The 20077-nt window shown below is 67.9% G+C and carries 20 protein-coding genes; 10 read left to right on the plus strand and 10 right to left on the minus strand.

The window, feature by feature from the left end; all coding sequences use genetic code 11:
- Nucleotides 1-111 precede the first annotated feature (111 nt).
- The 5 genes from FVA74_RS13110 to FVA74_RS13130 all read left to right on the plus strand — a co-directional run bounded on the left by FVA74_RS13110 (nucleotide 112) and on the right by FVA74_RS13130 (nucleotide 5949).
- A complete protein-coding gene (locus FVA74_RS13110; protein ID WP_240792250.1) occupies nucleotides 112-1416 on the plus strand; it encodes an ABC transporter substrate-binding protein in 1305 nt (434 codons plus the stop codon).
- Nucleotides 1417-1511: 95 nt separating this feature from the next.
- The gene (locus FVA74_RS13115; protein WP_147722916.1) at nucleotides 1512-2534 is read left to right on the plus strand and encodes a carbohydrate ABC transporter permease; all 1023 of its coding nucleotides are present in this window, start codon (nucleotides 1512-1514) and stop codon (nucleotides 2532-2534) included.
- The gene (locus FVA74_RS13120) at nucleotides 2531-3472 is read left to right on the plus strand and encodes a carbohydrate ABC transporter permease (RefSeq protein WP_147722917.1); all 942 of its coding nucleotides are present in this window, start codon (nucleotides 2531-2533) and stop codon (nucleotides 3470-3472) included. Before FVA74_RS13115 ends, FVA74_RS13120 begins: the two co-directional genes overlap by 4 nt.
- Nucleotides 3472-4893 (plus strand): glycoside hydrolase family 1 protein, encoded by a 1422-nt coding sequence (locus FVA74_RS13125; RefSeq protein WP_147722918.1) that lies wholly within the window; start codon nucleotides 3472-3474, stop codon nucleotides 4891-4893. The genes FVA74_RS13120 and FVA74_RS13125 overlap by 1 nt, the downstream gene beginning before the upstream one ends.
- 39 nt (nucleotides 4894-4932) lie before the next feature.
- Nucleotides 4933-5949 (plus strand): LacI family DNA-binding transcriptional regulator, encoded by a 1017-nt coding sequence (locus FVA74_RS13130; protein WP_147722919.1) that lies wholly within the window; start codon nucleotides 4933-4935, stop codon nucleotides 5947-5949.
- Nucleotides 5950-6096: 147 nt separating this feature from the next.
- Here FVA74_RS13130 and FVA74_RS13135 read toward each other — a convergent pair whose 3' ends face one another.
- The 5 genes from FVA74_RS13135 to FVA74_RS13155 all read right to left on the minus strand — a co-directional run bounded on the left by FVA74_RS13135 (nucleotide 6097) and on the right by FVA74_RS13155 (nucleotide 10354).
- Nucleotides 6097-6948, minus strand: a complete 852-nt coding sequence (locus FVA74_RS13135) for a site-specific DNA-methyltransferase (RefSeq protein ID WP_147722920.1) — start codon at nucleotides 6946-6948, stop codon at nucleotides 6097-6099.
- 97 nt (nucleotides 6949-7045) lie between these two features.
- The gene (locus tag FVA74_RS13140) at nucleotides 7046-7408 is read right to left on the minus strand and encodes a cupredoxin domain-containing protein (RefSeq protein ID WP_147722921.1); all 363 of its coding nucleotides are present in this window, start codon (nucleotides 7406-7408) and stop codon (nucleotides 7046-7048) included.
- 44 nt (nucleotides 7409-7452) lie between these two features.
- Nucleotides 7453-8247 carry a heme ABC transporter ATP-binding protein gene (locus FVA74_RS13145; protein ID WP_147722922.1) on the minus strand — a complete coding sequence of 265 codons (795 nt, stop codon included), beginning with the start codon at nucleotides 8245-8247 and terminating at the stop codon, nucleotides 7453-7455.
- Complete coding sequence (locus FVA74_RS13150) at nucleotides 8244-9308, minus strand: FecCD family ABC transporter permease (protein WP_370454531.1); 1065 nt, start codon at nucleotides 9306-9308, stop codon at nucleotides 8244-8246. Before FVA74_RS13150 ends, FVA74_RS13145 begins: the two co-directional genes overlap by 4 nt.
- Nucleotides 9305-10354 (minus strand): biotin/lipoate A/B protein ligase family protein, encoded by a 1050-nt coding sequence (locus FVA74_RS13155; protein WP_147722923.1) that lies wholly within the window; start codon nucleotides 10352-10354, stop codon nucleotides 9305-9307. The genes FVA74_RS13150 and FVA74_RS13155 overlap by 4 nt, the downstream gene beginning before the upstream one ends.
- A 193-nt stretch (nucleotides 10355-10547) precedes the next feature.
- On the opposite strand from FVA74_RS13155, the gene FVA74_RS13160 reads away from it, so the two are divergent.
- Nucleotides 10548-11579 carry a hypothetical protein gene (locus FVA74_RS13160; RefSeq protein WP_147722924.1) on the plus strand — a complete coding sequence of 344 codons (1032 nt, stop codon included), beginning with the start codon at nucleotides 10548-10550 and terminating at the stop codon, nucleotides 11577-11579.
- Between the two features lie 183 nt (nucleotides 11580-11762).
- Here FVA74_RS13160 and FVA74_RS13165 read toward each other — a convergent pair whose 3' ends face one another.
- Nucleotides 11763-12644, minus strand: a complete 882-nt coding sequence (locus tag FVA74_RS13165; protein WP_240792251.1) for an alpha/beta fold hydrolase — start codon at nucleotides 12642-12644, stop codon at nucleotides 11763-11765.
- A 76-nt stretch (nucleotides 12645-12720) separates the two neighbouring features.
- Between FVA74_RS13165 and FVA74_RS13170 the strand changes: the two genes are divergently transcribed.
- Together FVA74_RS13170 and FVA74_RS13175 are read left to right on the plus strand one after the other, a co-directional pair.
- Nucleotides 12721-13125, plus strand: a complete 405-nt coding sequence (locus FVA74_RS13170) for a MarR family winged helix-turn-helix transcriptional regulator (RefSeq protein ID WP_147722925.1) — start codon at nucleotides 12721-12723, stop codon at nucleotides 13123-13125.
- Entirely contained in the window at nucleotides 13122-14471 is a 1350-nt protein-coding gene (locus FVA74_RS13175) for an MFS transporter (RefSeq protein WP_147722926.1), read from the plus strand. Before FVA74_RS13170 ends, FVA74_RS13175 begins: the two co-directional genes overlap by 4 nt.
- Here the strand turns inward: FVA74_RS13175 and FVA74_RS13180 are convergent.
- From FVA74_RS13180 to ddaH, 3 genes are all read right to left on the minus strand, one after another.
- Nucleotides 14443-15573, minus strand: coding sequence for a YbdK family carboxylate-amine ligase (locus tag FVA74_RS13180; RefSeq protein ID WP_147722927.1), 1131 nt, complete (start codon nucleotides 15571-15573; stop codon nucleotides 14443-14445). The two genes, FVA74_RS13175 and FVA74_RS13180, sit on opposite strands and share 29 nt — an antisense overlap.
- A 141-nt stretch (nucleotides 15574-15714) precedes the next feature.
- Nucleotides 15715-16962, minus strand: coding sequence for an ornithine--oxo-acid transaminase (gene rocD / locus FVA74_RS13185; protein WP_168220141.1), 1248 nt, complete (start codon nucleotides 16960-16962; stop codon nucleotides 15715-15717).
- Complete coding sequence (gene ddaH, locus FVA74_RS13190; protein ID WP_147722928.1) at nucleotides 16935-17792, minus strand: dimethylargininase; 858 nt, start codon at nucleotides 17790-17792, stop codon at nucleotides 16935-16937. The genes rocD and ddaH overlap by 28 nt, the downstream gene beginning before the upstream one ends.
- Nucleotides 17793-17894: 102 nt before the next feature.
- On the opposite strand from ddaH, the gene FVA74_RS13195 reads away from it, so the two are divergent.
- Nucleotides 17895-18332, plus strand: coding sequence for an Lrp/AsnC family transcriptional regulator (locus FVA74_RS13195; protein ID WP_147722929.1), 438 nt, complete (start codon nucleotides 17895-17897; stop codon nucleotides 18330-18332).
- A 9-nt stretch (nucleotides 18333-18341) separates the two neighbouring features.
- On the opposite strand, the gene FVA74_RS13200 is transcribed toward FVA74_RS13195, so the two are convergent.
- On the minus strand, nucleotides 18342-18683 hold the full coding sequence (locus tag FVA74_RS13200) for a helix-turn-helix transcriptional regulator (RefSeq protein ID WP_147722930.1): 342 nt from the start codon (nucleotides 18681-18683) through the stop codon (nucleotides 18342-18344).
- Between the two features lie 121 nt (nucleotides 18684-18804).
- On the opposite strand from FVA74_RS13200, the gene FVA74_RS13205 reads away from it, so the two are divergent.
- A complete protein-coding gene (locus FVA74_RS13205) occupies nucleotides 18805-19833 on the plus strand; it encodes an isopenicillin N synthase family oxygenase (RefSeq protein ID WP_147722931.1) in 1029 nt (342 codons plus the stop codon).
- Nucleotides 19834-20077: the final 244 nt, after the last annotated feature.

A 20077-nucleotide genomic window follows, 5' to 3' on the forward strand; every position in this document is an offset into this window, starting at 1 on the left:
CCGGTGACGGCATGCCTATCGTGAACTCGATTCCTTGGGAGCGCTCTCATGCCCGATCTTGGGAGCGCTCTCACGGAGCCCTCAACCCACCACGCACACAAAGGAGTGACCGTGAAGATCTCACGTGGCACCACCGCCGGCGTCATCGCCGGCGCAGCAGCATTCGCACTGCTGGCGACCGGATGCTCGTCCAACGCCAGTGCAGGAGACGGCGACGTCGAACTCACCGTCACCACATTCGGCACCATGGGCTACGACGACCTCTACGCGAAGTACGAGGAAGAGAACCCGGGCGTCAAGATCAAGGCGACCAACATCGACACGGGTGGAAACGCCCGCACCGACACCTTCACGAAGCTCGCAGCCGGCTCTGGCCTCTCCGACGTCGTCGCCCTCGAGGAGGGCTGGCTCGGCGCCATCATGGAGGTCTCCGACCAGTTCGTCGACCTGCGCGACTTCGGCGCTGACGACATCAAGGACCGCTGGATCGACTGGAAGCTCACGCAGGGCACCGATCCCGACGGCCGCATCATCGGCTACGGCACCGACGTCGCCCCGACCGGCATGTGCTTCAACGGCCCGCTCTTCGAGGCCGCTGGCTTCCCGAGCGATCGCGAGTCGGTCGCCGAGCTGTTCGGTGGCGAAGACGCCACCTGGGACCGCTACTTCGAGCTCGGCATGGAGTACCACGACAAGACCGGCAAGGCCTGGTTCGACCACTCCGGCTTCGTCTGGAACTCCATCGTGAACCAGCTCGACGAGGGCTACTACACGGCCGACGGCAAGCTCAACGTCGAGGGCAACGAAGAGCTCAAGGCCAAGTTCCTCCAGCTCGCCGAGGCGGCTGGCTCCGGTCTCACTGCGAACCAGACGGCATGGAACTGGGGCGGCGGCAAGGCGTTCGTCGACGGCTCGTTCGCGACCTTCGTCTGCCCGAGCTGGATGCTCGGCAACGTCAAGAACCAGGTTGAGGCCGGCGGCGGCGACGCCAGCACCGGCTGGGACTTCGCTGACGTCTTCCCCGGCGGCGCTGGCAACTGGGGCGGCTCCTTCCTCGGAGTTCCCAAGTCGTCTGACCACCAGGAAGAGGCTGCCAAGCTCGCCGCGTGGCTGACCGCGCCTGAGCAGCAGATCGCCGCATTCGAGGTTGCCGGACCGTTCCCCGCGAGCGTTGAGGGCGCCGAGACGCTCAGCACCTCGACCGACACCGACGAGTTCCTCAACGACGCCCCCACGGCGTCGATCCTCGCCTCGCGCGCACAGGGTGTTATTGCCCAGTTCAAGGGTCCGCACGACTCGCTCATCCAGGAGAACGTCTTCGGCCCCGCGTTGAAGTCGGTTGACTCTGGAGCGTCCGATGGCGAGGCCGCCTGGGCCGAGGCCATCGCCTTGCTCCACGACGTCGTCGACCAGTAGCTCGGCGCACACCCGCAGTAACACCTAGCCGGTGTGGGTCCCGCGCCTCCCGCGGGACCCACCACCCTCCAACGACGACAACGAGAGCGCAGGCCATGAGCACCCTGACCCCCCGCCAGCGGCTGAGCCGCCTCGACGTCAAGGCTTCGCCGTACCTTTACATCGCACCGTTCTTCATCCTGTTCGCGCTGGTCGGCCTCTTCCCCCTCATCTACACCTTCGTCGTCTCCCTCTTCGACTGGCACCTCCTCAAGGGCCAGGGCGACTTCGTCGGGCTCGGGAACTTCGTCGAGGTACTCGAGGACCGCTTCTTCTGGAACTCGCTCTTCAACACCTTCAGCATCTTCCTGCTCTCCGCGATCCCGCAGCTCCTTGCGGCGCTGCTCATTGCAGCGGTGCTCGACGCCAACATCCGCGGCAAGACGTTCTGGCGCATGGCCGTGCTCCTCCCCTACGTGGTCACGCCTGTTGCGGTGTCGATCATCTTCAGCAACCTCTTCGGCGACGACTACGGCCTGTTCAACAACCTGCTGCAGGGCTTGGGCCTCCCGGCCGTCGCATGGCACCAGGACACCTTCGCGAGCCACTTCGCGATCGCCACGATGGTCAACTGGCGCTGGACCGGCTACAACGCCCTCATCCTCTTGGCCGCCATGCAGGCGGTGCCGCGTGAGCTGCACGAGTCGGCCGCCATCGACGGAGCTGGCGCAGTGCGCCGCTTCGTGTCGATCACGATCCCGAGCATCCGACCCACCATGATCTTCGTCATCATCACGGCCACGATCGGCGGCCTGCAGATCTTCGCGGAGCCCAAGCTCTTCGATCCCGCGACTGCGGGCGGCACAGGCGGTTCGCACAAGCAGTTCCAGACGACCGTGCTCTACCTGTGGGAGATGGCCTTCTTCCGCCAGAACTTCGGTGAGGCCGCGGCGATCGCGTGGCTGCTCTTCCTCATCATCATCGGCATCGGCCTCATCAACTTCATGCTCACGCGGCGCATCGCTACGGGAGACGGCACCAAGGCCCGCCGCTCAATGCCGTGGTCGCGCCGCCGGCACGAACAGGTCGAGCAGACGGTCACGACACCGGGAACCATCGCAGAGGACGTGAAGCTATGAGCATCCGCACCGCACCAGAACGAACGCCGGATGCAGCGGCCACAACCGCCGAGGCGGGCACTGGGCCGCGCGACACTGGGGCACCACAGGTTCCCCGGCGCAGGCACGGCGGTGGCGTCGGCATCAATCGCCGCCCCGGCTGGTTCGTCTACGCGATCCTGCTCGTCGTGCTGCTGGGCTCCGTCTACCCGTTCTGGTGGTCATTCGTCATCGGCTCCCGCAACAACCAGGCGCTCGGTTCAACGTGGCCCCCGCTCATCCCGGGTGGCAACTTCTGGAGCAACGCCGCCAAGGTCTTCGACGCAATCCCGTTCTGGCAGGCACTCGCCAACAGCCTCATCGTCTCCTCGGTCATCACGATCTCGGTCGTGAGCTTCGCAACCCTCGCGGGCTACGCTTTCGCGAAGCTTCGCTTTAAGGGGCGCAATGGACTCATGGTCGCCGTCATCGCGACCATGGCCATCCCCACCCAGCTCGGCATCATCCCGCTGTTCATCCTCATGCGCGAGTGGGGCTGGACGGGTGAGATCGGCGCCGTCATCGTGCCGACCCTTGTGACCGCCTTCGGGGTGTTCTTCATGCGCCAGTACCTCGTCGACGTCATCCCGGACGAGCTCATCGAGGCCGCCCGCGTCGACGGCGCCAACATGATCCGGACGTTCTTCCACGTCGGTCTGCCCGCGGCGCGCCCGGCGATGGCCATCCTGGGTCTCTTCACCTTCATGACCGCCTGGACCGACTACCTCTGGCCCATGCTGGTACTGCCCGACAACCCCACCCTTCAGGTGGCTCTCGGACAACTGCAGTCTGGTTATTACGTGGACTTCTCGATCGTGCTCACGGGCGCGATCCTCGCGACCCTCCCGCTGCTCATCCTGTTTATCGTCGCAGGCAAGCAGCTCATCTCAGGAATCATGCAAGGAGCAGTGAAGGGCTAGTGCCTCAGCAACTCGAACTCTCGAACCTTCCCCAGGACTTCCTCTGGGGTTCGGCGACCGCTGCCGCCCAGATCGAAGGCGCCGGGCACGAAGACGGCAAGCAGGACTCGATCTGGGATGCCTTCGCTCGCGTCCCGGGCGCCGTCGCGGGCGGCGACACTCCCGAGGTGGCGGTCGATCACTACCACCGCATGCCGCAGGACGTCGCGCTCATGAAGCGCCTCGGCCTGCAGTCCTACCGTTTCTCAACCAGCTGGGCTCGCATCAAGCCGGGCGACGGCGACCTCAACAAGCAGGGCCTCGCCTTCTACAGCCGTCTCGTCGACGAACTCCTCGAGGCGGGCATCCTGCCGTGGCTGACGCTCTACCACTGGGACCTGCCGCAGGCCGTGCAGGACAAGGGCGGCTGGGCCAACCGTGACACCGCCTACCGCTTCCGGGACTACGCCTCAGCGGTGCACGACGTGCTCGGCGACAGGGTGAACCACTGGACGACCTTCAACGAGCCCCTCTGCTCGTCCCTCATCGGCTACGCGGGCGGCGAGCACGCCCCCGGCCTGCAAGACCCCGTCGCGGCACTGGCCGCCGTGCACCACCAGCACCTCGGCCACGGCCTCGCGACGCGGGCCCTGCGTGAGATGGGCGCCGATCAGCTCGGCATCACCCTGAACCTCACCAACGCGGTGCCGAACGACCCGAGCGACCCCGTTGACCGCGACGCGGCCCGCCGCCTCGACGCCCTGTGGAACCGCATGTTCCTCGAGCCCATGCTGCTCGGCCAGTATCCGGAGGATCTGCTGCAGGATGTCGCCCACCTGGGCCTCGCCGAGCGCATCCAGCCCGGCGACCTCGAGATCGTCTCCGCGCCCATCGACTTCCTCGGCGTGAACCACTACCACGACGACAACGTCAGCGGGCATCCGCTGCCGCCAGGCACCCCGCCCGGCCTGCAGCCGACCCCGCGGCCAAAGTCGTCGCCGTTCCCCGGCTCTGAGCACCTCACCTTCCCGAGCCGCAACCTGCCGCGCACGGCGATGGGCTGGGAGGTCAAGCCCGACGGCCTCCGCACGCTGCTCGTGCGGCTCGGCCAGGAGTACCCGAACCTCCCGCCGCTCTACGTGACCGAGAACGGCGCCGCCTACGAGGGCGACGAGGTCATCGACGGGCGAGTCGCAGACCCTGAACGCGCTGAGTACATCCGCCAGCACGTCACCGCCGTCATCCAGGCGGTCGAGGACGGGGCGGATGTCCGTGGCTACTTCGTGTGGTCACTCCTCGACAACTTCGAGTGGGCCTGGGGCTACGAGAAGCGCTTCGGGATCGTGCACGTCGACTACGACAGCTTCGAGCGCACGATCAAAGACAGCGGGCACCTCTACGCCTCCGTGATCGCCGAGCACTCGCGTGTGCGTGCCGCCTAGACTGGGGCGCACACGACGACAGCGCGAGAGGGGGCCACGATGACCCTCGAAGCTGAGCGCGCTGCGGCGCCCACGCTCGAAGAGGTTGCCCGCGTCGCGGGTGTATCGCGGTCCACCGTGTCGCGTGTCGTCAACGGCAGCCCGAATGTCACTGCGGATGTCATCGCGACCGTCAACCGCGCGATCGACGAACTCGGCTACGTGCCTAACCGCGCCGCCCGCTCGCTCGCGAGTCGACGCACGCACGCGATCGCCCTCGTGATCCCCGAGAACACGGCCAAGTTCTTCGCCGACCCCTACTTCGCATCCGTCATCCAGGGCGTCGCGCTCCACCTCGCGACGACCGAGTACACGCTCAGCCTCCTCATCGCCTCCGAGACCGAGACGGAGAAGACGCGGCGCTACCTGCAGGGCGGCAACGTCGACGGCGCCCTGATCCTCTCTCACCACAGCGATGACCAGGCCTACGTGCAGCTCTCCCGCCGCATGCCCATCGTCTTCGGCGGGCGCCCCATGAGCGGCAGCGACGGCACGCACTACGTCGACGTCGACAATGTCGCGGCCGCGCGATCGGCCACGGAGTACCTCATCGGCCGCGGCAAGACCCGCATCGCGACCATCAGCGGCCCGCACGACATGGCCTCCGGGCTCGACCGGCTGCAGGGCTGGCGGGAGGCGCTCGACGCGGCCGGCCTCGCGGCAGACCTGCACGAGGAGGGCGACTTCACCCCGCCGAGCGGTGAGGATGCGATGCGTCGCCTGCTCGAACGCGGCGAGGAGTTCGACGGCCTCTTCGCTGCCAGCGCCCAGATGGCATCCGGTGCCCTCATCGCCCTCCGCAAGGCGGGGCTGCGCGTGCCCGAGGATGTCGGCGTCGTCAGCATCGACAACGACTACTTCGCCCAGAATGCCCTGCCGCCGCTCACCACGATCGACCAGCCGTCCGTACAGCAGGGCTCGAAGATGGCCGACGTGCTGCTGCGGCTGATCGAGGGCGAGGACGTGCCCTACGCGACGATCATCCCGACGAGCCTCGTAGAGCGCACCTCCGTCTGAGCGTTCAAGATTCAGGAAGGTACACGGACGATTTCGTGGATCGCCCGTGTACCTCCCCGAGTGTTGAGGGCCACGGATGCCGCGGCGGCAACGCCATCGAAGGCACGTCGACGGGTCACTATCGGTCCTACGTTACGGTGCTGCGGCCTACTCGAACTCCACGTCGGCCTTCGCCAGGCGGGCGCGGATGATCTCCACGGCGTCAGGACTGCTGTCGACGAGCACGAAGCGGCGGCCGAGGGCACCGGCAACCGCCCCCGTCGTGCCCGAGCCCGCGAAGAAGTCGAGCACCCAGTCACCCTCCCGCGACGAGGCCTGGATGATTCGGCGGAGGATGCCCACGGGCTTCTGTGTCGGGTACCCGGTCTTCTCGTTGCCCGTGGGCGACACAATCGTGTGCCACCACACATCTGTCGGCAGCTTGCCCTTCGCCGCCTTCTCCGGCGTCACCAGCCCGGGCGCCATGTAGGGTTCCCGGTCAACCGCCTCCGAGTTGAAGTGGTACGTGGCCGGGTTCTTCACGTAGACGAGGATCGTGTCGTGCTTGGTCGGCCAGCGACTCTTCGACTTGGCGCCGTAGTCGTAGGCCCAGATGATCTCGTTGAGGAAGCACTCGCGGCCGAAGAGCGCATCGAGCAGCACCTTCGCGTAGTGCGCCTCCCGGTAGTCGAGGTGCAGGTACAGGGTGCCGTCGTCGGCGAGCAGGCGCCACGCCTCCAGCAGCCGGGGCTCCAGGAACGACCAGTAGTCGTCGAAGGTGTCGTCATACTGCATGAGGTCGCCGAGGATGCGCTCGTACTGCACCCCCTTGAAACCCGCGTTGCCCGCCGTGGCGCTGCGCACACTCTTGGTCGAATGACGCTGCTGGCTGCGGCCCGTGTTGAAGGGAGGATCCAGGTAGACGAGCGTGAACGACTCGTCGGGCAGGCCCGCGATGACCTCGAGGTTGTCGCCGAGGATGACCCGGTTGGGGGAGTCTGGGGTCCACGCGGCGGTCACGGCTCAATCCTCCCAGACCGCGGCCCGCGGATTGAGCGACGTCCCGCCCCGCGGGTTGAGTAGCGAGGCACGAGCGTATCGAAACCCCTCGCGGCACTCACCCCTCGACGGCGACGATGTTGAGCACCATCCCGTGTTCGCGGTGGGGCGGCACAGAGCACCAGCCCTCCACGTCATCCGTGATGACCCCCGCGTCGAAGGTCTCCGTCTTGCCCTGACCGAAGCGCTCCGTTGCCGGACCGGTATCCAACACCAGGTCGTGCAGGTCGGCGTCCTCATTGCTCAGCTCGATCACGAGTCGGTTGCCGCGGGGCACCTCGATCACGTCGGGCACGTAGGCCATGTCGACCATCGTCACCTGCACGGTCGTGGTCTCGCCGGTGCCCGCGGGCTCAGCGGCCGAGCATCCGGCGAGCGCCAGCGTGACAGCGAGGACGGCAATGAAACGGGAAGTGCGCATGGGATCTTTCCTGTCGAGTGATGCTGATGCCGGTGCAGCGGCGGCTAGGTGCGCACTGGCAGCACGAGCGGCCGACCCGATCCCGGCTGCCGGATCACCTGCACCTCAAGCCCGTACGCATCGCCGACCGTCTCGGCCGTGAGCACCTCATCGGGCGAGCCGACCGTCACCATGCGGCCCTCCGCGAGGAGCGCGACGCGGTCGGCATAGGCCCCCGCGAGCGAGAGGTCGTGCAGCACGACGACAACGGCACGACCCTCGGATGCCAGCACTCGCGCCGTGCGCATGACCTCTTCCTGGTGCCGCAGGTCGAGCGCGGCCGTCGGTTCATCGAGCAGCACGACGTCGGTCTGCTGCGCCAGCACGCGGGCGAGGGAAACGCGGGCCTTCTCTCCGCCCGAGAGTGCCGTGTACCGGCGATCGAGGAGGTGCGTGACATCCGTCGCCGCCACGGCCGCCGCGATCGCGGTGCGGTCACGGTCGAAGTCGCCGCCGCGACCCCAGGGGCTGCGCCCCATCTCGACGACCTCGATCGCGCGGAAGGGAAAGCTGACCGTGTTCTCCTGCGTGAGCACGGCCCGGCGGCGGGAGAGCTCAAGGTGCGACCAGTCGCGCACCGGGCGTCCGTCGTAGAGCACGACCCCGTGGTCGGGCTTGCGGTCGCCCGCAAGCACTCCGAGCAGGGTCGACTTGCCGGCACCGTTCGGACCGACGAGTGCGAGCACCTCGCCCGCGACGATCGAGAGCGAGACATCGGAGAGGATCCGCACGTCGCCCGCGTGCACCGTCACACCGTCGGCCTCGACGCAAACGTCTCCCGCTTCGTGGCAGTGGATCATGCCCAACCCCCGCTCTGGCGTCGCGCCCGGTAGAGCAGGTAGAAGAAGAAGGGCCCGCCGACAAGCGAGGTGAGCATCCCGATGGGCAGGTCGGCGCCCGAGACGAGGGTGCGGGCGAGCACGTCGGCGAAGACGAGCAGCACGCCGCCGCCGATCGCACTCGCGATGATGAGCGGACGGTGCTTCGGCCCGATCGCCATACGGATGATGTGGGGCACGACGAGGCCAACGAAGGAGATGATGCCGCAGAACGCGACGGCGACCCCCGTCAGCAGGGCGACCAGCACGATCGAGATGACCCGCAGTCGCTCGACGTCGACACCGAGGTGCCGGGCCGCGCGCTCCCCCAGGGAGAGGAGGTCGTAGCGCCGCGCGAGCACGACGGCGGCCAGGGTGCCGATGAGCGTGATCGCGGCAACGATGCCCACCTCGGGCCAGCGCGCACCGTTCATCGAACCGAGCTGCCAGAAGACGATCTGCTCTCGGCTCGACGTGTCGCCCGCGAACATCAAGAGGGCAAGCCCGGCACCCGCGAAGGCGTTGATCGCGATGCCCGTGAGCAGCAGCGTGACGACCTCGGTGCGGCCGCTCGCACGCGACACGAAGTAGACGAGCAGCACCGCGAGCAGCCCGCCCGCGAAGGCGAAGGCCGCGACCGCCCAGCCGCCGAACGCCGTGATGCCGAAGACGATGGCGGCGGCCGCGCCAAGGGCGGCACCGGACGACACGCCGACGACGCCCGGCTCCGCCAGCGGATTGCCGAAGATCGCCTGCATGACGGCACCCGCCACGGCGAGCGCCGCCCCGACAACGAGGCCCATCACAAGGCGGGGAAAGCGCACCGCCCACAGCGTCGAATCGATGATCGGGTCATCCGAGGCCCACGCCGTCTCGATGCCGATCGCGCGGAGGATTGCGCCCAGCACCTCGCCGGGAGCAACGGGAAGCTGACCGACCATCGCAGAAAGCACGACGCCGCCCACCAGGGTCACGCCCAGCACGGTCGCGAGCACCGCCGAGCGGGCACGGCGGTGCGTCACGGGCCGATCGACCTCGGTCACGGAACCCGCTGCAGCCACTCATCCGTCGCGAACTTCTCATCGACGAGTTGCTGCGCGCGGGCCAGCTCGTCGGCCGTGAGTTCGCCCGGCGTGAGGCCATAGAGGGAACGGAAGGTACCGATCATCCGTTCGATGATCTCGTCGCGGGGCAGGCCCGTCTGCGACTTGAGCGGGTCCACGCGCTTGTTGGCGCTCGTCGTGCCCTTGTCGCTCATCTTCTCGCGGCCGATGCGCAGCACCTCGACCATCCTGTCGCGGTCCATGTCGTAGCTCATGGTGACGTGGTGCAGCACCGCGCCGTTGCCGAGTCGCTTCTGCGCCGCCCCGCCGATCTTGCCCTGGGGACTCGTGATGTCGTTGAGCGGCTGGTAGCTCGCGTCGATGCCGAGCGACTTGAGCGCCGTGATGGCCCACTCGTCGAGAAACGCGTAGGAGTCGGCGAAGGTCAGCCCCTGCACGAGCTCACCCGGCACGTAGAGCGACCACGTGATGATGCCACCCGCCTCCATGAACATGGCGCCACCCCCCGAGATGCGCCGCACGACATCGATGCCGTACTTCTTCGCATTCTCGAGGTCGACCTCGTTCTTGAGCGACTGGAAGCTGCCGATCACGACGGCCGGTTCGTTCCACTCCCAGATGCGCAGGGTGGGGCCGCGGCGCCCAGCGCCGACCTCCTCCGTGAGCACCTGGTCGAGGGCAAGGTGGAGGCGCGGCGACATGGGCCCGGCATGCACGAGCTGCCAGTCGTAGTCGGTCCAGGAACTCGCGCGCGAGAGCGAGCGCCGCACCGCGATCGCGACCGCCTCTGGGCTGAAGCCGAGCAGCTGGGCACCCTCGGGAAGCGCGCCGCGCACGGCGGCAGCGATCGTGGCGGAGTCGCTGTCCTCCGGCAGGCCCTCGACCGCGCGGTTGATGTCGAGCAGCGCGTCGTCGGGCTCAAGGAAGAAGTCGCCCGCCAGGCGGAAGTTCGCAATGCGCCCCCGCTCGACGTCGAGGTCGACCACCACAAGCTTGCCGCCGGGAACCTTGTACTCGCCGTGCATCCGCACTCCTTCCGACTTAGGCAAGCCTAACGCGCGGCGCCGCCACGCCCTCGCCCGAGCATCCGGTCGCCCGCATTTCCCCGCGATGCGTCCGATCGTGCGTGATGCGTGAGTCTGGCGGGGTGCATCGCGCACAGACGGACGCATCGCGGGGACGGGACGGGCGGGTGTCTCCCTCACACCGTCCTGCGACGTGACGAGTGCACACCTCGCGTCGCAACGCGACTGTCGCGGTGGCTTCGACTACGAACCTGAGCGGATGCAACGGTTTCGGTTTCCCGAATGGGCCGACGATTTCGTCCTTACGCGCGAGCTCAGGTCCCCCGCAGATCGCGCACACCTGCGTCGCCGCCGCGAGTCCGGTGAACTCGAGCGCGTCCTCACCGGCGCGTACTTCCCGGCCGAGGCGCTGGAGCCGCTCAACCCAGAACAGCGGCACCTCGTGGTGATGCGCGCGGCCGCACTGACGGCAAACGAGCCGCTCGTGTTCGCGCAGCAGTCTGCGGCAGTGGCCTGGCGACTTCCGCTCGTGGGGCGATTGCCGGACCGCGCCCACGTCAGCGCTCCGCCGCAGGGCGGCGGTCGGTCGACTCAATCGCTGATCCGTCATACCTCGTCGCGCCCTCTGGAAATCGCAGCAATCGACGGCCTTCAAGCGACCTCCCTGGCGCGCACGGTCATCGACCTCGCCGCGCGAGCACCCTTCGACACGGCGGTCGTTGCTGCGGATGCTGCGCTTCGCCGCGCGGCGTTCCCGCTGTCAGGCGTTCCGCGAACACCCCTGACGCGGGACGATCTTCGTCGAGAATTGTTGCTCCTCCCACGCGCGCAGGGAACCGTCCGCGCCCGCCTCGTTGTCAACTTCGCGGATGCTCGCGCCCAACTACCGGGCGAATCCCTCAGCCGGGTGAATATGTTGCGGGCGGGCATCCCAGCACCGTCGTTGCAAGCCGAACTGCGCGGAGCGAGCGGTAAGCGGTATTTCGCAGATTTCTCGTGGACGTGGGCGCGCCTCATCGGCGAGTTCGATGGCGAAGCGAAGTACTCCGACCCCGGGTTCCTCGAGGGTCGAACACCGCACCGGGCGCTGCTCGACGAGAAGGAACGCGAAGACGACCTGCGCCTCGCGGGCTACAGGATGTGCCGTTGGAACTGGGCAACCGCCCGAGACCCGCGTGCGCTACGTGCACTGCTGCTCCGCGCGGGACTGACCCCACCGAACTGACACGGCTGGCACCGGTCCCCGGGAACGAGCAGGTGCCACACGCACCAGCGATGCGTCCGTTTGTGTGCGATGCGCGAGTCTGCCGGGGCGCATCGCACACAAACGGACGCATCGCTGTGAAATGGGAGGTCCGGAGTGGATCCCGTCGGGGAGCCGCCGGGCGCGTGGACCGCAACGCCGCCGCTACTCCCCCGCGCGCTCCGGCAGGCGGTCGCCGAGCCACGCGAGCGTGTCGGCGAGCACCTCCTCGCGGTTGGTCTCGTTGAAGACCTCGTGGCGGGCACCCGTGTAGACGATGAGTTCGACGTCGGTGAGCCCGGAGCGGCCGATGTACGACTCCGCGAGGAGCTCGGCACTGCGTTCGCCGCCGAAGGGGTCGTCGCCGCCCACCTGGATAAGGAGTGGCACGTCGTGCGTCAGATTGCGCCGGGGCCGACCGAGGAGTTTGAGCGCGTCCCACAGCCCGAACTGCTTGATGGCGGATGCGGTGAAGCACAGTGGGTCGTCCGCGAAGGCCTGCGCGATGGCCGGGTCACGGCTGAGCCATTCGTTGCCGGTCGCGCCGAGGTGCCGGTGCCGCTTGTTGAGGTCGCCGCTGTTCATGTGGGCGAAGGTGCGGTAGGCGGTGCCGGTGAGGATGACGGCGTCGTATTCGTCGGGGTGGTCGTTGACAACGATCTGCGCGAGGAGGGATCCCCAACTGTGGCCAACGATCGCGAGCGGCACGTCGGCGTTCTCCCCACGGATGAGTCGGGTGAGGCTGCGGACCCCCTCGATGGTGGCGCGGAGGCCGCCCGGCCCGAGCATGCCCATCTTGCTGAGGTCGCCGCCCCACTGCAGCAGGCCGGTCTGCCCGTGGCCGCGGTGGTCGTCGGCGTAGACGGTGTAGCCGGCGGCGACGAAGGCCTGGGCGACATCCTCGTAGCGCGCGGCGTGCTCGCCCAGTCCGTGCGAGATCTGGATGATGCCGCGTGGCATGCCGACCTTCCACTCGTAGAAATGGATGGTGACGCCGTGGGCGTCGACGAAGGTGCGCTCGTTTCGGATCGCCGTGAACTTGACCACTCTGCCTGCTTCCTCGGGGGCTCCCAGTGTATTCCCTGCGCTGCTTAGCCGAACTAATTTGTTAGGCTAACGAATCATGGACTCCGAGATTCGCATCGCCATCGCCAAGCTCGCACGCCGCATGCGGCAGGAGCGCGGCGCGAGCGACCTCGGCCCGAGCCAGCTCGGCGTGCTCGCGTCGCTCGAGATCGTTGGCCCGCAGACGCTCGGTGAGCTCAGCGCCCAAGAACGCGTCACCGCCCCTTCCATGAACCGCACGGTCAACCTTCTCGAGGCATCCGGGCTCCTCAGCCGAAGCGCGTCGCCGGATGACGGGCGCAAGGTCATCATCGAACTGACGGATGCCGGCCGCGCCGTGCTCGACGACACCCGCCGGCGACGGGACGCCTGGTTCGGCGAGCGCGTCGCAACCCTCAGCGACGAGGAGAAGACCGCCCTCGAAGCGGCGACGCCCGTGTTGCGGAAGCTGGCCGAACTGTGAGGTCGATGTTCCGCTCTTTCAGCATCTTCAACTACCGCCTCTGGTTCGTCGGTGCCCTGGTGTCGAACGTCGGCACATGGATGCAGCGCACCGCCCAGGACTGGATCGTGCTCACCGAGCTCACCGACAACGACGCCGCCGCGCTCGGCGTCACCCTGGCACTCCAGCTCGGTCCGCAGCTGCTCCTGTTGCCCTGGTCCGGGCTCATCGCAGACCGTTTCGACCGGCGCCGGGTGCTGATGGTGACCCAGGCGACCATGGGGCTGCTGGCGGTCGGGCTCTCGATCATCGTCCTCGCGGGGGTCGCCGAGCTGTGGCACCTCTACGCCTTCGCCTTTGCGCTCGGCCTGGCATCCGCGATCGACGCCCCGGCACGCCAGGCCTTCGTCTCCGAACTCGTCTCGGTCGAGTACCTGCCGAACGCGGTGGCGCTGAACTCGCTGTCGTTCCACAGCGCTCGGCTCGCGGGCCCCGCGGTTGCAGGCATCCTGATCGCGATCGTCGGCACCGGGTGGGTCTTCGTGCTCAACGCGGCGACGTTCGCCGCCGTACTGGCCTCCCTCTTCTTCATGCGCCGCGGGGAACTCCAGCCGACCGAGAAGGCGAAGCGGGGCAAGGGACAGTTGCGCGAGGGCTTCCGCTACGTACGGTCGCGGCCCGACATCATGCTTGTGCTGGTCTTGGTCTTCTTGATCGGCACCTTCGGCATGAACTTCGCGATCTACACCTCGACCATGACGACGATCGAGTTCGGGCTAGGCGCGAGCGAGTACGGCGCGCTCTCCTCGATCATGGCGATCGGTTCGGTCGCGGGCGCTCTCCTCGCCGCCCGCCGGGAGCGGGCACGCGTCGGACTCGCGGTCGCGGCGGCCGCCGCGTTCGGCTTCGCGTGCCTCACGGCATCCCTCATGCCCAGCTATCTGACGTTCGCGATCTCGCTCGTGCTCGTCGGCGCCTGCTCGCTGACGTTCATGACGAGCGCGAACGCCTACGTGCAGACCACGACCGAGCCGGTCATGCGCGGCCGCGTCATGGCCCTCTACATGGCGGTCATGATGGGCGGCACGCCGATCGGTGCACCCATCGTCGGCTGGGTCACCAATCACCTCGGCCCGCGTTGGGGTCTCGCTGTCGCGGCGATCGCCGGCCTGTCGGCGGCCATCATCGGGCTCGCGTGGCTGATCCGGGTGCGCGGGATGCGCGTCACCTACCGCGCTTCGGGTCGCCGCCGGCTTGGCCTGCACTTCACGGGCGACGGTCGCGTCGACGAGGAGCCCGGCGAGAGCGCCGTCGAGGCGGCGACGACCGAGATCGCGGTTATCGAGACGACGAACCAGCGTCGCTGACGGTGGAGGTCGGATGCGCTGGCTCCGGCGCGATGGAGTTGCGGTAGAGCGCGGCGAGTGAAGGTCGCCCCCCACGCTCGTAGGCGTCCAGCTGCCGCGCAGCTCCCGTGCCTTCCTCAAAGATCCGGTCGACCCACTCCTCCACCAGCGCGAGGTCGCCGGCCTCCTCCAGCGCGCCCCGCACGTGGTCGACGAGCGCGTCGACTGCCTCGCGAGCGGGCACGACCCCGCCTGTGAGCGGGTGCACAAGCTGGTCGGCGATGCCGTCACGGGCAGAGAGCCACAGCGCCGCATCGATCAGTTCGGCGTCGAGCTCCTCGGCCTCGCCCTCACCTGCGAGGGCGGTCGCGACGAGGGCCCGGGTGAGCGCCGCGAGCAGCACGGTGTGCCACGCCTCAAGCTGCACGTCTGGCGTGCGGATCTCGATCGTCGGCAGGTGGTTGGAGAGGCGGATGTTCCACATGACGAGTGCGTCGTCGAAGGTGCCACCCACGCCGACCAACCGTTCGATCCTGCGGTCATAGTCGGCGGAATCCGCGAACCGCGGTGGCGTGCCGCGCGTGGTCCAGCGCTGCAGCTGGATCGTGCGCCAGCTGGCGAAGCCCGTATCGGCACCGTTCCAGAACGGCGAGTTGGCTCCGAGGGCGGTGAGCAGTGGCATCCAGCGGCGAAGGCCGTTCAGCGCCCGCACCCCGCTCTCGCGGTCATCGATGTGCACGTGCACGTGCAGGCCGTTGAAGTAGTAGTCGCGGCCGACCTGGCCGTATTCTTCGTAGACACGGTGGTAGCGGGGCTTGTCGGTGACGACGCTGCCGCCATCGAGCGAGGGAAACGTGCCGCTCGCGCACGGCACCACGCCGACGGATGCCGCGGCCTCGCGCAGCCGCCCGCGGAACGCCTGCAGGTCACCGAGTGCCTGCTGCAGTGTCTCGAAGACCGGGCTGGGCCGCTCGAGTTGGCTCAGCAGAAACTCGCGCTGCACGTTCTTGCTCTCCACCCGCTCCACGCGGAGGGCTCTGTAGACGGCGGGACTCACGTCGCGCGGCTGCAGGGTGTCGGAGTCGATGAAGCAGTACTCCTCTTCCACACCGAATGTGACCACCGTGCCTCCTCCTGCGCTGTTGCCGACCGGCGCCTGCTTCGAATAGTAGGCAACGCATCCGGTCGCCGCTTTCAGAAGATTCGTGGCGGAGCGGTGGTACGGGTGTTTGCGGGTGTGCAGATCGGGGCAGAAGACAGGAGACTATGCCAGTTGCGCGAGCACTCCCTCCAGTTTGTCAACAGCCCAGTCGAGGTCGGCGGCCTCGATCACGATCGGTGGCGCGAGTCGAACGGTCGAGCCGTGCGTGTCCTTGGCGAGCACACCGCGCTCCATGAGCAACTCGCACACCCGGCGCCCAGTGCCGAGTCGGGGGTCGATGTCGATGCCGGCCCACAGTCCCGCGCCGCGCACCTCGAGCACCCCGCGGCCCTTGAGGGCCCCAAGTCGCTCGTGGAGGCGAGCCCCGAGTGTGCGGGCTCGTTCCTGTGGTTCGCCTTCTGCGAGCATCCGCACCACCTCGGTGCCGACCGCGGCGGCGAGGGGGTTGCCCCCGAAAGTCGAACCGTGCTGGCCGGGCGACAGCACGCCGAGGATGTCGGCATCGCCGACGACGGCCGAGACGGGGACAATGCCACCGCCGAGCGCCTTGCCGAGCAGGTAGAGGTCGGGCACGACCCCCACGAGGTCACACGCGAAGGTCGCGCCGGTGCGGCCGAGGCCGGACTGGATCTCATCGGCGATCAGCAGCACGCGCTCGGCCGTGCACAGCTCTCGCAGCGCCGGGAGGAAGTCGGCCGGCGGCACCAACACGCCAGCCTCCCCCTGGATGGGCTCGACCAGAACGGCGACCGTGTCGGCGTCCATCAGCCGCGCCGCGGCGGCCGCGTCACCGTAGGGCGCAGTGCGGAATCCCGGCGTGAAGGGGCCGAAGTCCTGGCGGGCATCCGCATCGTCGCTGAAGCTCACGATCGTCGTCGTGCGCCCGTGGAAGTTGCCCGACATGACCACGATGTTGGCTCGATCAGGGGTGACCCCCTTGACCCGGTAGCCCCACGCCCGAGCGACCTTGATGCCCGACTCGACCGCCTCCGCGCCCGTGTTCATGGGCAGCACCATGTCCTTGCCGGCGAGCGCGGCGAGCTCCGTCACGAAGGTGCCGAGCCGGTCGTTGTGGAAGGCGCGACTCGTGAGCGTGATGCGGTCGAGCTGCTCGCGGGCCACCGCGAGCAGCCGCTCATTGGAGTGGCCGAAGTTCACGGCCGAGTATGCGGCGAGGCAGTCGAGGTAGCGGCGGCCGTCGACATCCGTCACCCAGGCACCCTCGCCCGAGGCGACGACCACCGGCAGGGGATGGTAGTTGTGCGGTGAGTGGGTGCTCTCGGCCTCGATGGCCTCACGTGATCGGATGCCCTGCGCCACGCTCATCGGCGAAGCTCCAGTGTGCAGCATTTGACTCCTCCTCCCCCGAGCAGCAACTCCGACAGGTCCACGCCGATGGTCTCGTAGCCTCGCTCCCGCAGCTGCCGGGCATAGCCGAGGGCTCGGGATGCCACGACCACCGTACGCCCGTCGCTGAAGCAGTTGAGCCCCAGCACCGCGGCATCCGCCTCGGTGACGACGATGGCGTTGGGGAACCGTTCGCGCAGCTCCCCTTGGCTCGCCTCGCTGAACGCGGAGGGCAGGTAGGCGATGGTCGCTTCGGTGCCGGGTGCTGGCTCGGGGTCGAGCACGGCGAGCGCCGTGTCGAGGTGGTAGTAGCTGGGGTTCACGAGTTCGAGCCCCACGACCTCCCGGCCGAATACCCGCGCCAGTTCGGCCTGGCTGGCGGTGCTGCTGCGGAATCCCGAGCCGGCAAGGATGACCTCGCCCGCGAGCAGGAAGTCACCCTCGCCCTCGTTGATCTCCTCCGGCACGTGCACGGCGAAGCCCGCGCGCTCGAACCAGTCCATGTAGGCGGGCCCCTCCGGCGCGCGCTCCGGATGCGTGAAGCGTGCCCCGTAGGCGATGCCATCGAGCACAAAACCACCATTGGCGGCGTAGACCATGTCGGGAAGCCCAGCGATGGGGTCGACGAGGTGCACGTCGAAGCCGAGGTCGACGTAGGCCGAGCGGAGCGTCTCCCACTGCCGCACGGCGAGGCTCGTGTCGGTGGGGTTCGCGGGGTGCATCCACGGGTTGATGCGGTAGCTCACCGTGAAGTGATCGGGTCGGCACATGAGCACGGTGCGCGCCGAAGCGGCCCGGTGTACGGGCACGGCAGCAGTGTCGGTGAGGGTCATGCCTCCAGTGTCACAGCGGTTGCGGGCATGATTTCGTGAATCTGCGCACGAAATCGCTGCACTGACCCGTTGCTTTGCAAAATTTCCCCGTAGAGTGCCGCTATGGACAACCTCGACCACGGCATCCTCGCACTGCTCCGCAAGAACGCTCGGGCCGGTTACGGCGACATCGGCGAGCGCATCGGGCTGTCGGCATCCGCCGTCAAGCGACGCGTCGACAGGCTCGTCGCCGACGGCGTCATCCGCAGCTTCACGATCCAGGTCGACCCCGCCGTCGACGGCCTGGGCACCGAGGCCTACGTCGAGCTGTTCTGCCGGGGAACGGTTGCACCCGCCGAGCTGCGACGGATGCTCTCCGACATCCCGGAGGTCGTCGGCGCCGGCACGGTGAGCGGCAGCGCCGATGCCATGCTGCACATGAGGAGCCGCGACATCCACAGCCTCGAGGTCGCGATCGAGAAGGTGCGCGATGCGCCGAACGTCGACCACACGCGCAGCTCGATCGTGCTGTCGCGGCTCATCGAACGGGCCCGCGACTGAACAACCGGCTCAGATGATCCAGCCGTCATCGGTCGTGAAGTTCTCCAGCAGCGGCTCGACGGGTTCGTAGCGGCGCTCCCAGAACTCGCCGTACTCGAGGAGCCATCGGGCGGCGTCTTCGAGGGGGTCGGCTCGCAGGGAACTGATGGTCGCGGTGCCGACCGGCCGACGATGGATGAGGCCGGCCGATTCGAGCACGCGGAGGTGGCGCGAGATGGCCGGCTGGCTGAGCGGGAAGTGGTGCGCGAGCTGCCCGACTGTGGCGTCGTCGTCGCGCAGGAGCCCCAGGATGGCGCGTCGTGTAGGGTCGGCGAGCGCCGCGAATACCGCGTCCAGATCGGCCTTTGGCATTCATAACCTCCATGTTTCAAAACAGGAAGGTTAAGAATAGCGAGCTTTTCACCGAGATACCGCGAAAACGCTGTCACGATTTGAGGCGCGCCAAGGCGTGACGAATTGCTACAACTGAACAATGACCTCGGCAACACTCCCAACGCTCGACCTCTCGCGCCTCCAGCAGGGCGAAGAGGAGGCGGCCGCCTTCCGCCGCGACCTGCGCGAGGCGACGCACGACTACGGCTTCTTCTACCTGACCGGCCACGGCATCCCGCAGGAGCTCTTCGACGGGATGATCGGCACAGCCCGCCGCTTCTTCGACCTGCCCGAGGTCGACAAGCTCGAGATCGAGAACGTCAAGAGCCGGCACTTCCGCGGATACACGCGCGTCGGTGGAGAGCGCACGCAGGGCAAGGTCGACTGGCGCGAGCAGATCGACATCGGCCCCGAGCGCGCCGCCGTGGAGAAGCGCGAGGGGGTCGCCCCCTACTGGACACTCGAGGGCCCCAACATGTGGCCGAGCGCCCTCCCCGAGCTCCGCGACGTCGTGAGCGAGTGGGAGGCGAACATGAACAAGGTCGCCATCACGCTGATGCGGGCGTGGGCCGAGTCACTCGGCGCCGACCCCGACACCTTCGACGCGGCATTCGCGCACGACCCCTCGACGCTCATCAAGATCGTCCGCTACCCGGGCAAGGAGGACCCGACGCCGCAGCAGGGTGTCGGCGCCCACAAGGACTTCGGCGTGCTCACGCTCCTCTACGTCGAGGAAGGCAAGGCCGGCCTGCAGGTCGAGAAGGACGGCGAGTGGATCGACGCCCCGCCGATTCCCTACACCTTCGTCGTCAACATCGGCGAGCTGCTCGAGGTCGCGACAGGCGGCTACCTGCGCGCGACCATCCACCGCGTCATTTCACCCAAGGCGGGCGAGGACCGCATCTCGATTCCCTACTTCTACGCCCCCGCGCTCGACGCCACCATCCCGACGATCCCGCTTCCGCCCGAGCTTGCCGCTCGCGCCAAGGGTGTGACTCCTGATGCCCATGGCGAGCCCCTCTACGCCACCTACGGCGAGAACGCACTCAAGAGCCGGCTGCGGGCCCACCCGGATGTCGCGGCGATCCACCACCCGGAACTGGTGAAGGTCCCCGTCCCAGCTGCCTGAGCCCGCCCGGTTTCACGCGCGAGTGGCCAAAGTTTCGCCTAAGGGAGGACTCTTGGCGCAATGTTTGGCCGCTCATCGAAGCGCCGGTCATCCGCTCGCTCGCAGATAGCCGGCAGCGAGCCGCATCCGCGGACGGGTCGAGGGCGTCCATACGTGAGCGACACTAGCAAGCCACGTGACGCGTGAGTGGCCAAAGTTTCGCCCAAATGACGAGCCTTGGCGCAAAGTTTGGCCACTCACGGAG

This window comes from Salinibacterium sp. dk2585, from assembly GCF_008001035.1.
In the GTDB taxonomy this organism is placed as follows: Bacteria; Actinomycetota; Actinomycetes; order Actinomycetales; family Microbacteriaceae; genus Homoserinimonas.